The organism is Bradyrhizobium sp. Ash2021, assembly GCF_031202265.1.
In the GTDB taxonomy this organism is placed as follows: Bacteria; Pseudomonadota; Alphaproteobacteria; order Rhizobiales; family Xanthobacteraceae; genus Bradyrhizobium.
In genome coordinates this window covers 319,847-333,921 of the sequence record NZ_CP100605.1, presented here as the reverse complement: position 1 = coordinate 333,921, position 14,075 = coordinate 319,847, and the positions used below count along the sequence as shown (strand labels likewise).

At 61.1% G+C, this 14,075-nt stretch carries 10 protein-coding genes; 6 read left to right on the top strand and 4 right to left on the bottom strand.

The window, feature by feature from the left end; genetic code table 11:
* Positions 1-45: 45 nt before the first annotated feature.
* Positions 46-2,115, bottom strand: coding sequence for a recombinase family protein (locus tag NL528_RS46605; protein WP_309185566.1), 2,070 nt, complete (start codon positions 2,113-2,115; stop codon positions 46-48).
* The gene (locus tag NL528_RS46600; protein ID WP_309185564.1) at positions 2,105-2,350 is read right to left on the bottom strand and encodes a hypothetical protein; all 246 of its coding nucleotides are present in this window, start codon (positions 2,348-2,350) and stop codon (positions 2,105-2,107) included. Before NL528_RS46600 ends, NL528_RS46605 begins: the two co-directional genes overlap by 11 nt.
* Before the next feature lie 1,304 nt (positions 2,351-3,654).
* Here NL528_RS46600 and NL528_RS46595 point away from each other — a divergent pair.
* From NL528_RS46595 to NL528_RS46570, 6 genes are all read left to right on the top strand, one after another.
* Positions 3,655-4,152 (top strand): hypothetical protein, encoded by a 498-nt coding sequence (locus tag NL528_RS46595; protein ID WP_309185563.1) that lies wholly within the window; start codon positions 3,655-3,657, stop codon positions 4,150-4,152.
* Positions 4,153-4,181: 29 nt separating this feature from the next.
* Positions 4,182-5,783 (top strand): ABC transporter substrate-binding protein, encoded by a 1,602-nt coding sequence (locus NL528_RS46590; RefSeq protein ID WP_375144134.1) that lies wholly within the window; start codon positions 4,182-4,184, stop codon positions 5,781-5,783.
* A 598-nt stretch (positions 5,784-6,381) separates the two neighbouring features.
* Complete coding sequence (locus tag NL528_RS46585; RefSeq protein WP_309185562.1) at positions 6,382-8,037, top strand: OFA family MFS transporter; 1,656 nt, start codon at positions 6,382-6,384, stop codon at positions 8,035-8,037.
* Positions 8,038-8,276: 239 nt separating this feature from the next.
* A complete protein-coding gene (locus NL528_RS46580) occupies positions 8,277-9,380 on the top strand; it encodes a hypothetical protein (RefSeq protein WP_309185561.1) in 1,104 nt (367 codons plus the stop codon).
* Between the two features lie 532 nt (positions 9,381-9,912).
* Positions 9,913-10,695, top strand: a complete 783-nt coding sequence (locus tag NL528_RS46575) for a hypothetical protein (RefSeq protein ID WP_309185560.1) — start codon at positions 9,913-9,915, stop codon at positions 10,693-10,695.
* Between the two features lie 548 nt (positions 10,696-11,243).
* Positions 11,244-11,573 carry a hypothetical protein gene (locus NL528_RS46570; protein ID WP_309185558.1) on the top strand — a complete coding sequence of 110 codons (330 nt, stop codon included), beginning with the start codon at positions 11,244-11,246 and terminating at the stop codon, positions 11,571-11,573.
* 337 nt (positions 11,574-11,910) lie between these two features.
* Here the strand turns inward: NL528_RS46570 and NL528_RS46565 are convergent, their stop codons facing one another.
* Positions 11,911-12,054, bottom strand: a complete 144-nt coding sequence (locus tag NL528_RS46565) for a hypothetical protein (RefSeq protein ID WP_309185557.1) — start codon at positions 12,052-12,054, stop codon at positions 11,911-11,913.
* 152 nt (positions 12,055-12,206) lie between these two features.
* Positions 12,207-13,976: an IS1634 family transposase gene (locus NL528_RS46560; RefSeq protein WP_309185555.1), complete on the bottom strand. Its 1,770-nt coding sequence runs from the start codon at positions 13,974-13,976 to the stop codon at positions 12,207-12,209.
* Between the last annotated feature and the right edge of the window lie 99 nt (positions 13,977-14,075).

Genomic DNA, 14,075 nt, shown 5'->3' with positions numbered 1-14,075 from the left:
AGACTATGCCGATTACTACAATCCTGCATCATAACACCCATCTGTCTATGTGGTTGAAGGGAAGAGGTTTTGCTGATCCGGATTCGATCCCGTGGAGTATTTTGGGTTCTGACGCGCGCGTTCAGTGATTGCCTGCGCGGTTGATGTCGAGAGATCGACCCGGGCGAAGATCCAAGGGCCGTCGGATAAGGGATGGATGGCAGTCATCTCGCCAGCTTCCACCGCCAGTCTCAGGGTTTTGGGCGCGATCTTGAGAAGCTGCGCGGCCTTGCTGAGATTGAGCCACGGCTCGATCCCGTCAGCTGCGGGTTTGAACACCGGAATGCGGTGATGCGAGCGTAGCGATGTGACGCGCTCCCGTGTCCAGCGGTTGCCGTTGCCGGTGACAAGGCCATTCCTGTTGAGGATGCCGGCGATGAGATCGTCATTGGCGATCAGCACCAGCTGGCGCACAGCCGTGATCAGATCGGCTGAGGCGCTGTTGCGCTGGCCGCGCCGTCGCTTTGGCAGGCGCATCTGGCTGTGCACGCCACCGATCCAGTGGACGATCAGCGCGATCTCGCTGGCCTCCTGATCGATGTCGGCGACCACCTCCCGGATGAGGGTGCGTACGATACGCTTTTTCAGGCGCGCGTCCGTCGTTGGCGCCGCCCAGACGGTCTTGAGGTCCGCCCCGAGCGTGGTAAGCGCTGCCGGATCGATGACTGGCGTGGGCATGGCCGCGCCATGGACTGCGATCTTGCCCTCAACCTGCGCGACGTGCGCCAGCGCCTTGTTCCAGCGTGTTTCCAGTTCGCCAGCCACCAGCCTGTTGGCGGGATCAGCAGCGTCGTACTGACGCAAGGCGCGATCGGCTGCATAGCGCGCCGCTTCAAGATCGCGCAGAAGAGCCTCGCGCACCTGATCGCGCCGTTGGCCGGCTTGCTTCTCGGCGGCGACAGCGGCCGTGATGGCGCCGGGGCCCACAACGCCGAGCAGCGCCTCCGCGATAGCGTCGTCGACGCTCAGGCCGCCAAAGGCGATGCAGAACGGTTCGCCATTGTCCATCCATGCGCGGCTGCAACTGTAGCGCAGAATGTCATGCTTTGTGCCCGTATATCGAAGCGTCAGTTTGCGCCCGCAGCGGCGGCATCGGATTATGCCGGCCAGCAGAGCGTCGCCATGTTTGGGGGCGCCATGATGACGGTTGGTGGGAGCGTTGGTGCTGACCATGGTCCGGATCGCCTCCGCCTTCTCCCAACTGACGTAGCCCTCATGGGCATTTGGCATCAGCGCCAGCCAGTCGCTGCGCGCTTTGCGGCGGATCTTCACGCCGGTACCATTGGCTCCATAGCCTACCGCAACCGCAGTCTTACCATAAGCATAGGCGCCGCCGTAGATGGGGTTCTCGATCATCCGGTAGACGGTTGTGTAGTTCGGCCGCCGCCAGGTCACATCGCCATTGTTCTGCTTCACCGGCAGATCGAGATCATGCTCGTGGAACCAGAGCAAGGCCTGGCGGGCGCTGCCAAGCTCCATGACCTTGTCGAAGACCAGGGTGATCGCTTCCTGCACGCGGCGGTCCGGATCCTTCTCGTAGCGATCGCCGACCTTCACGAAGCCGACCGGCGTTGCGACCACCAGTTCGCCGCGGCGCGCCTTCTCGTAGCGCGCCGAGAGCGAACGCTGGCGCAACAGGTCAAGCTCGTACTCGTTCAGGCTGCCCTTCAATCCGAGCAGCAGCCGGTCGTTGCCGTGGCGCGGCGCATAGACGGTCTCCTGATCGACCAGCACCGTATCGACCACGCGGCACATCTCGATCAGTTGTTGCCAGTCGCGGCTGTTGCGGGCAAAGCGGGAGACTTCGCGCGCGCAGACGGCGCCTACCTTACCGAGACACACCTCCGCGACCATCCGCTCGAAGCCGGCGCGCTGAACGGAGCCCGCCGCCGAGCGGCCGAGATCGTCGTCGATCACCTCGATCTGAGACCAGCCAAGCGCCATCAGCCGATCCCGCATGGCGTATTGCAGAGCACTGCTCTCCCGGTTGTGCAGCACTTGATGGGCCGATGACTGCCGCACATAGAGCAGCGCTTTGCGCTCCAGATGATAGGGGCGGATCTTGTCAGAGATCATGACCGACCTCCGTCATTGCGGCCGACTTGCTCTTGTCCGCATGCTCCAGGATCAGCTGCGCTATCAGCCTGGTCAGCGTGCGTTGCACCTCCGTCGGCAACTGCAGCCATGCCGGCGCTCCGATGACGCCGCTGGACTGGCCGCTTGCGAACAGGTCCATTTGCGGCGCTTTGCGCCGCCGATCCATCCAGCCTCGCTGTGCTGGCGGCCGGCGCGCCATTGTCTTGCTTGACATGAGCCTCTCCCCGATTCTGATCGCGAGAGATCCTGCATGTGCCGGAAAGCAGGGCATTCGATGATGCGGCGCGCGCCTTCAATACACCCGCCAGAAGGCCCGCCAACACGGACAGCGCTGATGAATCGACATGAGGCACGATGGCAACAACCGAGGCATCCGCACAAGCCGCCCGATCGAACATCCAAGCCGGCACCTCAAGCCAGCGAACCCCATCGGGGCCGCTCAGCGTACAGCGAAAGACCTCGTCGCCCGACTTGCCGATTGTTTGATGAACGAAAACCGCCAGACCGAACCACGGATGCCACCGGTACAACAGTTCGCGAAAACCGGTCCCGTGGGTGTTATCAAGCCGCGTTGTACAATGCGACCCGCACGCATCTATCCCTGGAGAAAGATGCACCGGTCTCGCGCGCCGTCGATCGCGCTGGACACATTCTTTGTCGCCCAATCTTGGGCGGACTTCATCATCACTACGTCCGGGTTTAGGGTTTCGGTACACACAACGGGCGTTCCGTAGTCGTGTTGTATAATGAGACGCGCACTCACTTGGCCTTGGAGAAGGATGCGCCCCTATCGCGCACCGAAAAGAGGGCAGGGCGTATTCTTTGCCGCCCGGTCATCGGCGGATTGCATCACGAATATGTCCGGATTTGATTTCCGACAGGCACACCTGACGAGTCTTGCGCCTGGACCGCCGCATTTGACCCATTTCGACCATCAGGTGGCTGAATGCAGCTGGACGTCGCCGCCGCACCCATTCGCAATCCGATAACATCTTTTGGAATATTGCCTTGAACGTGGCGGTGAGGCCCTACGTTCGACAAATCCAGGCTTCTCCGGCGATGATATGGGATCGATCTGCGCCACCTCCACCAGATTACGAGTGGGGAGCGGAACCCGGGATGTCGGAGCCCGATGCCATCCCCTAAAGTCTGAAATACCGTCGTCGGCCGACAAAATCTTTACTCCGTTCCGCCTCGATTCGAACTTACTAATGACGCGCTAACTCCATCACTTCCGAGTGAAGTTCCGCAGCATTTGCGCGGAATATCCATCCGCTGGGGCAAGCGGGTGGATGTCGAAATTGAGGCAACGGGGATCGGTGGGGCGGTGAAGTTTGGAATTTTTCGCGGTCAGATGCGTATGGCATCCCGCGATGTTGGACCAGCATCCGACATCTTGATTCAAATTCTTCCGATCGATGGTTGCGGTTCGAAGATTTCCGTCGCCGCCCTCTTTCAACTTTTTCGAGGGCGCCGAGAACAGCAATGCACAACAGCAGAGCATCACAGGAGTAGCGTATGAGCGTTTTGAGCGAGCAAGACCGAACTACCCCGCACGATCCACTTTACTATGCACCCCGCCGATTGCGCGAAATGCCAAGGTCGCCCGCTTTTAACGAACTGCACTTCGAACCAGACAACGCCCCCGCTCAGCGGCGCACTTCAGCCGACATCGCGCTTGAGAATGCGGTCTACCAATCGTTGCGTCGGCCGCTCGAGCCTGAGGTCATGGACGAGCCTTCGACGCCGAGGCGCGATCGGAATGGGCGTAAGATGTTGTTTGTGGCCGCGGCGGTCGGCGTTTCGGCGGTCGCGGCGCTGTTCTATGTCCTGTGGATTCAGACTCCCCAGGAGTCGAGCATTGCGGCGTCCTTTGCAGCGGCCGTGCAGTCGATAAAAACCGTGCGGCCACAGCAAAGCCCCGGCCAAACCGTCACGCCCGAGCAGTCCGAAGAGCTTCTTCAGCAATTCATGCAATGGCGCCAAAAAACCCGTTCCGCCGAGACATCGCAATGATTGAAATGGCACATGCGGACACAGCAACGATGCCCGATATCGGGTCCAACGTCGGTATTGTGCGGAGCTCGCGACTAGTTTGGGTAGCGGCGGCACTTGGCGCTCTGTTCACGGCCGCGGCGTGCGCCGCGCCTGCCGACAATTTGAATCTCGTGCGCGACCTGGCGGGCCGCATCGGACCGATCGTTGGTTCGGCGCTGGCGTGCCCGGACGTCGCGCGCCCCCGGATCCAGTTCATCGTCGACAAGTTCCAGGCGGTGATCAAGGCGAACGCGTCCAACGAGGCCGAGCGCGACGATCTTTCGCGGCTGTTCGATCGTAGTGTCGCAGATGGCCGTAATGCTCTGACGGCAGGCCGGACCAATTGCAGAACGGCGGAGCGCCAGCTTGCCGATCTCGAACAGTCGCTTGCCGGGAAGTCGGCATCACTGATCGGCGTGATCGGGCCCGCGCCAGCCGCTGCCGCGACGGCGCCCGCCGCCTCCCTGCCGCGAGCGGCTCTCGCCTCCACCGCGCGCGGCGTGACCGCGACCGAAATCCGGTTCGGGATGGTGGCACCGTTTTCCGGTCCGGCGAAGGAGCTCGGGCGGCAAATGAAACTCGGGATTGATACCGCTTTCAATCAAGCCAACGACGCCGGCGGCGTGGAGGGCCGGGCGCTCCGGCTGATCTCGGCGGACGACGGTTATGAGCCGACGCGGACTGTGGACGCCATGAAGCAGCTCTACGAGAAGGATCAGGTCTTCGGCTTCATAGGAAATGTAGGAACGCCAACCGCGGCCGTCGCGGTACCCTACACGCTCGAGCGGCGGGCATTGTTCTTCGGCGCGTTCACGGGTGCGAATGTTCTGCGCAACGATCCTCCCGATCGCTATGTGTTCAACTATCGCGCGGGCTATGCGGAGGAGACTGACGCGGCCGTCCGCTATTTGATAAAGCTGCGCCGCCTGCAGCCCCGGCAAATCGCCGTATTCGCTCAGCAGGATTCCTATGGTGATGCCGGATTTACGGGCGTCTCAAAGGCGTTTCGTTCGCTCGGCCTGAACGACGCCTCCATTCTTCGGCTCAACTACAAGCGGAATACGGTGGACGTCGACGAGGCGGTCAATCAGTTAAAGGCGCAGAAGGGCGCGATCAAAGCCGTGGTCATGGTTGGAACGTACCGGGCCGCCGCCAAGTTCATCGAGAAGACGCGATACCTTTTTCCTGCAATGATTTACACCAACGTCTCGTTCGTTGGCAGCACCGCACTTGCCGATGAACTGATGCTGCTTGGGCCGCGCTTCGCTAATGGCGTCATCGTCACGCAGGTGGTACCTGCGGTTGGCGGCTATTCTAGCGCTGTCCTCGAATACAAAAATGCGCTCGCCAAGTATTTTCCCGGCGAGGCGCCGGATTATGTGTCGCTCGAAGGGTATATTGCCGCCAACGTCCTGATCCAGGCACTCAAACGGACGGGTCCGCAGCTCGATACTGAACGCCTGATCGACGTTCTTGAGAATATGCACAATCTCGATCTGGGTCTCGGCACTTCCCTCAATTTCAGCCGTGCCGAACACCAGGCGTCGCACAAGATCTGGGGAACGGCGATTGACGAAAACGGCCGGTATCGGTCTCTCGAGCTTGAATGAGTATCGGAGCATCGGGCGAGCTGCAGCCCGTCCGATGCTTCGCCTCTCAGAGGCAAATCGACAGCTTTGACATATTCCATCTTGAACCGCGCGATCAGTTCGGCGGCGAGCATGTGACCGGTCATGATCGTCGAACGAGCCAACCCTGCTTGCATTCGCCGGCGGCATTGATTTCTCATCAACCTTCCAACCGTGTCCAATTGCGACTTGAACGGCTCCGGATAAAGCAGACGGAATCCTGCAGCCAGCGCCGCTCGGGGCGATGACATCAGAAAGAGGAGCGTCATTCCTCCCGACCCCAAAGCAATTCGCCATCGTATCGACACACATTGAATTTTAGTACCGATCGATTTCTCCGCAAGCAATTGCGGAGTTCTGTCGTGCCTCGCGGCGCCCGCTGCGAACTCGCAGGACCAGGCGTCCGCAGCCTGCACACATACGGGCACATCCGTTGCGGGTCTGTCGAATGCGCTTAGCGATTCTGCGCATCTCGAGAAGGTGCCTGGCTGCAATCAAGCTCGCGTCGCGATGAATTGAATGCGGGGATCGTGGGCGGCAGACCTGCCCGGTACTTGGAATCTACAGTGGAACAATCTCGATGACGACGATCAGTAGTGTTGGAGCCTTACCTCGCGCCGGAGGTGGCATTCTCGACAAGGAACGCACGATTGCGAGAGCGGGCTTCAATCGCTGGCTGGTCCCGCCGGCGGCGCTGTGTGTTCATCTCTGCATCGGCATGGCTTACGGCTTCAGCGTGTTCTGGCTGCCGCTGTCGCGAGCGCTTGGACTGACGGCACCGAAGGCCTGTCCCGACATGTCGCTCGTACAGGAATTGTTCACGACGACCTGTGATTGGAGGGTTGCGAGCCTCGGCTGGATGTACACGCTGTTCTTCGTACTACTCGGCATCGCCGCAGCGGTGTGGGGCGGCTGGCTGGAGCGGGTTGGACCGCGCAAGGCCGGGTTCGTCTCCGCCTTGTGCTGGTGCGGCGGCCTCTTCCTTGGGGCGATCGGCGTCTACGCGCACCAGCTTTGGCTGTTGTGGCTGGGCTCGGGCGTCATCGGCGGCATCGGTCTCGGCATCGGGTACATCTCGCCGGTGTCGACGCTGGTGAAATGGTTTCCCGATCGCCGCGGCATGGCGACCGGCATGGCCATCATGGGCTTCGGCGGCGGCGCCATGATCGGAGCTCCGCTGGCGAACCTTCTGACGAACTATTTCAAGACGCCGACCTCGGTCGGCATCTGGGAGACCTTCGTTGCGATGGGCGTCATCTATTTCGTGTTCATGTTAATCGGAGCCTTTCGCTATCGTTTGCCGCCATCGGGTTGGTGTCCGGAAGGATGGACGCCGCCGGCCAAGACCAACACGATGATCTCGCAGTATAACGTGCACCTCAAGGACGCGCACAAGACTCCCCAGTTCTGGCTGATCTGGTGGGTGCTCTGCCTGAACGTTTCGGCGGGTATTGGCGTGATCGGCATGGCTTCGCCGATGCTTCAGGAAATCTTCGCAGGCAAACTGATCGGATTGCCGGATGTCGGTTTCGATCAACTGACCGCCGCCCAGAAAACGACGATCGCAGGTATCGCGGCCGGCTTCACCGGTCTGCTGTCGCTGTTTAACATCGGCGGCCGCTTCTTCTGGGCGTCCTTGTCCGACAAGATCGGCCGCAAGAACACCTATTACACTTTCTTCATCCTGGGTATTGTTCTCTATGCGCTCGTGCCGACGTTCGCGGCGATGGGTTCGAAGCTGCTGTTCGTCCTCGGCCTCGGCATCATCCTGTCGATGTATGGCGGTGGATTTGCGACCGTTCCGGCGTATCTTGCCGACATGTTCGGTACCCAGTTCGTCGGTGCAATCCACGGCCGTCTGCTGACCGCATGGTCGACGGCGGGCATTATCGGCCCGGTCGTGGTGAACTATATCCGCGAATTCCAGCTGGCGGCCGGCGTCAAGCCCGACCAGCTCTACAACACCACGATGTATATTCTGTGCGCGATGTTGATCGCAGGTTTGATCTGCAATTACCTGATCAAGCCGGTCAACCCGAAGTGGCACATGCGCGAGACGGAAGTCGCGAAAATGCAGGCGGCCGCCGCAAGCGCGAGCGTGTCGGGCCCCTCCGGCTCGTTTGAAATCGGGCTTGGCGGACTCGACGCGAAGGCCGCACTGTTCTGGGCTTTTGTCGGCATCCCGCTGGCATGGGGCGTCTGGATCACGCTGCAGAGCGCGGCTAAGATCTTCTGATCATCGGCTCAAACCGTGCGGCGGCACCCATTGCAAAGCTGCACGGCCTTTCCGGCTACCATCGCCGAGGTGCGGTAGCCGTTGCTCAATTTTAATGGGCTGCAACCATCGAGCGCAGGTCAACGTTCGACGTCTGCTTTCGGGGGTGAACGGTCTAGGGCCTATCGGGGCCCGCCTCATTCGGGCGGGCTTTCTTCTATGTGAGTCGATATCACGGAAGCCTTTGGCTTTATTGCGTTTTGTCCGTTGTTCGCGAACGAAAAAAATGCTGGACGCCAGGACCACACGGCTTTGCCGTCCGCATCAGCGCCGTCGTCTGGCGCGCCCTGATCGCTCACGGTTCAAAGAACCGCTCTGCGATCATGCCTGCGCACCCGACGCTGCCGCGTCCATCGCATCCCTTCCCAACGTTCGTGACGATGGCCAACGCCCCTCTTGAGGGAAGAGACGGCGGTGTTTCTAGACCTGATTTGGGTCGGATGAAAATAGGAATATTTTCGATCGCGAGGCTTGTGGATATCCAGCTCAAACCTTTGGCCCTCACGCCAGAGCAGTGCATAGAATACAGATTACCTCGGACGCCAATCAAAGCCTCCGACCTCAGGGCACCAAATTTTGAGGCTCGTTTCGGCGCTGGCGCGACCGAGCTGGACGCATTGGAGGCGCTGCATCCCGGCGTGCTGCACGATATTCTGGTGGCCGAGATCGAACGCTATATCGATGCCGATCTTGACGACAACGTTCAAGATGCAGTCCGCGAGGTCGAGGACGAACTACGTCGCGTGACGTCCGAGGTGCAGCAGTGGCACGCCGATGAGATGGCGGCCCTCGACGCACAGCGCAAGGCGATCAACCGTGCCTTTGAACGGGTGCATGAACCGGCGCACGCCGTTTACCGCGAAGCGGTTGCTCGGGCGTATGATGCGTATACGGCGGCGATCGAACAGGCGCGTGATGAAATTGAGCAGATGCAACAACACTTCGTCGAGCAGGCCGAACGGCTGCTCGCCCCGATGAGCGCGGAGCTTGCTGACGCCGCACCGGACATGGACCTGTTCGATTGGCCGGAGGCCGCCGAGGCCGATGAGGACGACGATCCGCTGTACAACTCCCGACGATCATACGTTGAGCAAGTTGACCGATTTCGGAAGCATCAGGGGAAGGATATCGAAGTCACGCTAAGTCGCGACCGCATGATTTCCAAGATTTGCATTGAGTGCGGCAACTCGTTCAGCACCTTCGCAACAAACCGAAAGGTTTGTGGGCCTGATTGCTTAGAGAAACGGGGTTATCGCGTCCGAAAAGAGCGTAACCCGCTCGACGGACAGAAATCGAAGATATGACGACGCCGAGGACCAACCACCGCCTCTGCGAGACCGTGTCGCCGCCGACCGTCGCTGATCTTGACGTCGTCCAGCGCGACGATGGTCAATATTAGATCGGCATTGCCGACGACGCGCCCTGGTCCATTCGAGACCCGCGCATTCGCGCAAGCGGTCGCAACGTCGTCGAGGGGTGGACATTCGATGAGGGCTGAGTTGAAATGCGCGAGGCGGCGGTGTTGCTCGACACCAACCGCCTCTGGTGAGCGGGCCCAGATCATTTACGCCATTCACGGTGGCCCAAATGCGCGCCCGCACCTTTCCAAACCCTAAGCCACACCTGAAAAAATACAAGGCAGCATCGTGCCGCGCCGTCTCGCCCTGGCGGAGCTGCGCTGCTGCGCGCCCACCGTAAAAGAGCAAAGCCGCAGTCCCCGGCAGGACTGCGGCTTTCTTTGTGTGCTTCGACCGATCAGCCCGCCTCTACGGATCGACCGACGAAACTCAAACCTCCCCGGCCACCGACCAAAGCGTCCAGAAGGAGACCTTCTAAATGCACCGCCAGACATCTTTTGGCAAGCCACAAGCCTGCACCGACAGGAGCCCGTTGTCGTTCGATGTCGGCAAAGCCACGCTCCGGCAACTCGGCAAATTCATCGGTCACACCTTCGGTACCACGCTGCCTGACGACGACTGGGGCCGCGATGTCATCTTCGAATTGCTCAACCAGCAAGCGCTTAACGGCTTTTCGCCGCACATGATGCGCCGGTACGCCATCAATCTGCTTCCTGAGATCGGTGACGACGACAGCTTGGACAACACGCTCCAAGACATCGGCGGCGGCACTCGGCGCAACGCCGACGATCTTGCGCGCCGCATCGGGCGCGACCTCAAGACCCGCGAGCTTCTGGAGATCACCTGCATCGGCGCGGGCGATTGCCCGAAGCTCGAGCGCATGGCCATCAAGGCGCAGCTCTACGCGGCGAACAAAAAATGGAAACGGGAAAAGGAACGCATGGCTCGGGCTGCGACCGGCGAGCCCGCGCCCAAGGCCGCACCGTCGCGACGGAAGCGGAGGAAGAAGGCCACCGGCAAGCGTGGCAGGCCGTCGCTGGGCGCACCGTGGAATGCCGAGGGCATCAGCAGGGCCACGTGGTTCCGGCACCGGGAACGGCCACCGCGTGAGACGAAAATCGGCGAGCGTGAGACTAAAATCGGTGAGACTAAAATCGACCGGTCCGGCACCATCGCGCCGACCTTGAAACGCCAGCAAACACAACGCGATGGCAACCGTCGCCGTGACACTAAAATCGGTGCACGACAAAACGGCGGATAGTCCGCCGTCGCGAATGAAAGGCGGTGCTGGCGTCGATCTACCCGCAAACACCGCGCCCTCTATCGAGGGCGGTGCCGCCACGACAGGCCACCCCCACAAGCGAGACTGCCGAGAGAGTGGTTTGGTCCGCCGAACTCGGCCACTTCTCGGCGATCCCGATCTCTTCGGCGAGGTTTGGCCCGTCACCAGCGGCGTGCCCATGCGTGCCGCCGCCATGGTCGCCGAGCGCTGCCGGTACACGCCTGATCATTTCCCCGAGAACTGGCAACGACCAAGCGCAAGGCGGCAGTCAACACCAAGCCAGCGCCAAACAGGAGGATGAGAAGATGGCTGATCGAGCAATAAACCGCGCCCAGCGCCGCGCAAGGTGACGCCGTCGCAAGAAGGGGGGCACCGGGTCGCGGAAAACGGATCAACGCGGGGCCATCCGTTTTGCCCGACGCTGATCCCGGCCATGAAATCGCCTATCGCTGGCGTAAACGTTTGTGCGCACTCGTTGATGAGATCGTCGATGGCGGCCAAGCATCATCACCACAGGAGAAGGCACAATGACCAAGTTGAACCCAACAGAAATCGAGGCCTACGCCGTGCAGATGGCTGATCCCGACTTCGATCTGTCGTCCATCGAAACCCTGATCGGCCATCTCCCCGAGCGCGAATTCGAGGCGGTGTTCGATAGGGCTGCGGAAATCTCGCGAGAGTACGGCAAGGCCGCCCTTTCCGAAGCTGACACGCTGGCAGCGATGAACCGACTAGCGCACGCGACCGGCTGTCCGCACGGCGAACCCGTCATCCCGTGGCTGCAGGAGCGCGGCCTCATCGAACAAGTCGATGACGGCTGGCGCTTCAAGACGGCGAAGCCGGGAGCGGTGACATGACGACGCCCTACACCAGCAGCCCAAAAGTTCATGCAGGTCTATCAGACGTTTGGTTCCAAATCCGAACTCGTTTCGGATTTGACGCCCGCCGTCCTGTACGCGCTCGCCGCGCCGTCGAAACAGTTCGCACGCCCTCCGAGGCGGTCGCCATCATGCGGGCGCTGACGCCCAAGATGAAGGCCGAGGCGAAGGAGCGGCAGCGCGCGGGCTTGAAGCACGGGGACGAGCCGCCCCGTTCCGGAAATTTTCCGGAACGGGGAAAAGGCGATGCTCGCGAGAGGGTCGCGAGAATTATCGGCAAGTCCTACGGCTATCGCAGCGAACACCCGGCGTCCGCCTACTCCCACCGCACCGCAAGCTGCTTGATCTGCTCGAAACCGAGGATCGACTGCGACAGTTCGCCTTTTCGGACTATTATCGCCGCATCGCGATCTTCCGGCAGCAACGCCATCGCTCTCGCGACCGCAGAGCGCAGTTTCATCACTCCGTGGTTAGCTAAAACAACAATCTCTTCCGGGTCTAGGCCCCATCCAGATCGCGGATTAGCCCAACTTGCGCAGAATCGCGCCCCCACCATAGGCAGATCAATGTCTTAGCCAAAAAGTTGGCACTACATTTTGTGGCGGGTGAGGATCAGGCGCTGTGTTCGAGAGCAGGCAAGTATGGCTCGGCGAGGCGCATTCGCTTTGGCAGGACGATTCCGAGACGATTGAGGAGAGCGGCCTGTGCCGGGTCCGGCTGGGTCACGCAGCGCAGGCAAATCTGGCCATGCGCTGCGGTCGGCAGAACGACGTCCTGGGACTGAATGCGTTTGAGTTCTTCCAGGATGATGCGCGGCGAATTACCGAGACCTGCGCGGCTCTGCCACATCTCCAGGCTCTTCCACAGCACGAAGGCAAGAAAGCAGACGAGGATATGAGCCTGCACGCGATCTTCGCGCTGGTGCCAGATTGGACGGAGGTTGAGTTGGTCCTTCTGGATACGAAAAGCGGCTTCGGCCTGCGTGAGCTGGATATAGGCCTTCCAGAGCTGCTGATCGCTCCAATCGCAGATGTTCGAACGCAACAGATAGGCGCCCTCTGAAAGGGCGGCCCAGTCGTCGAATGAGTCGTTGTAAGCGACGCCAAGGCGGAAACCCGCGGGGCAGCCATCCGGCTCCAGCGTGATCGCGAAGCGGGCGGCGGATCGCTGGTTTTGCTGCAGGATGCGGCCGATCTGCCGGTTCACCGTCGTCGGATCGACACGTTTCTTCGAACGAGCCAGCCGCGCGGCCATGCGCCCGAGCGCTTCTTCGATCCGCCGGCTGAACTTGTCGTGCATGGCGCGCTCTTTGCTGCGCCGATCGGCCGAGGGGCACAGGATCGCGGTCTCCCCGGTCTCGGAGTGGCGTGTCAGCTTGACCTCGACGCCTTCGTGGACCATGCGCCAGCCATCCGAGCGAGCGAGTTCGAGGGCGAACTTCTTCAGTTCCGACTTCGGCGCACCGATGATGTAGCGCCGGTCGGTCTGGCGCAGCCACGCCAGATTGTCGGCGCTGGCCATGCCACGATCAGTGATCCAGACCCGCCCCAGCATGCCATGCCGGGCCTCCATGGTGGCTACGATCGTCTGCAAGGTTCGCGAGTCGTGGGTATTGCCGGCGAATACTTCGTAGCCCAGGGGAAAGCCGTCAAAGGTCACGACCAGCGCGATGCACACCTGCTTGCAGTCCGGGCGATGATCACGGGAATAGCCGCGTTGCGCCTGCGGATTGGCCGCGGCCTGGCCCTCAAAATACGTGCTCGTCACGTCGTAGAGTAGCACCTCGTTCTGGATCGCAAACAGCTCTCCGCAGCGCTGCGACAGATGCGCTTCGAGCTCGGTCTTGTAGCCGAGCAGATGATCGAGCCCGCGATAGAGCCGATCCTTGTTGACCTCCTCGCCACCGAGCTGCAGCAGATCTGAAAGCGCCGTGCGCCGATACCAGTCTTCCGCAATGTGCAACTCGCTCGATGGCTCGCAAAACCGCGCGGCGACCAGTACGGTCGCCATCTTCGACCACGCGATGCGCTCCTTGCCGATCGGAAGCAGCCGCTCGCACAGAGCCTCAAGCCCGGTTCCGCGCCACAACGCGAGCGCCAGATACACATCGCCAAACTGACGCGGGCGCTCGATGCGGATGCCCTTCAACCGCACCGGCACCGTCAATTGCTCGCTGCCATCATCGAACAGTTGCGCTTGCTCGGGAGTGCCGATCAGTCGGTGCGCCAGCGCCCGTGCCTGCACGCGACCCTGCTCATTGAGTTCGCCGAGTTGCGCCACCGTTTGCTGAATGACCCGACGACCAACACGCACGCTGCGCACAACTCGCCAATAGCGATGAACCTTGCCGTCTTTGCGTATCGTGGTGTGGCGCAGGTACATGCGCCCAAATCAATCCGACTCGCCGCTCCCAGAAAATACCCAAGGTTGGCACTACACGCCGAAATCCCCGCTTCGCACCGTCTAACCGATTGATCCGAT

Coding starts and splice junctions, on each gene's coding strand:
- NL528_RS46575 (WP_309185560.1), top strand. CDS start 9,913: ATGCACCGCCAGACATCTTTTGGCAAGCCACAAGCCTGCACCGACAGG.
- NL528_RS46600 (WP_309185564.1), bottom strand. CDS start 2,350: ATGTCAAGCAAGACAATGGCGCGCCGGCCGCCAGCACAGCGAGGCTGG.
- NL528_RS46565 (WP_309185557.1), bottom strand. CDS start 12,054: ATGAAACTGCGCTCTGCGGTCGCGAGAGCGATGGCGTTGCTGCCGGAA.
- NL528_RS46585 (WP_309185562.1), top strand. CDS start 6,382: ATGACGACGATCAGTAGTGTTGGAGCCTTACCTCGCGCCGGAGGTGGC.
- NL528_RS46595 (WP_309185563.1), top strand. CDS start 3,655: ATGAGCGTTTTGAGCGAGCAAGACCGAACTACCCCGCACGATCCACTT.
- NL528_RS46590 (WP_375144134.1), top strand. CDS start 4,182: ATGCCCGATATCGGGTCCAACGTCGGTATTGTGCGGAGCTCGCGACTA.
- NL528_RS46560 (WP_309185555.1), bottom strand. CDS start 13,976: ATGTACCTGCGCCACACCACGATACGCAAAGACGGCAAGGTTCATCGC.
- NL528_RS46605 (WP_309185566.1), bottom strand. CDS start 2,115: ATGATCTCTGACAAGATCCGCCCCTATCATCTGGAGCGCAAAGCGCTG.
- NL528_RS46570 (WP_309185558.1), top strand. CDS start 11,244: ATGACCAAGTTGAACCCAACAGAAATCGAGGCCTACGCCGTGCAGATG.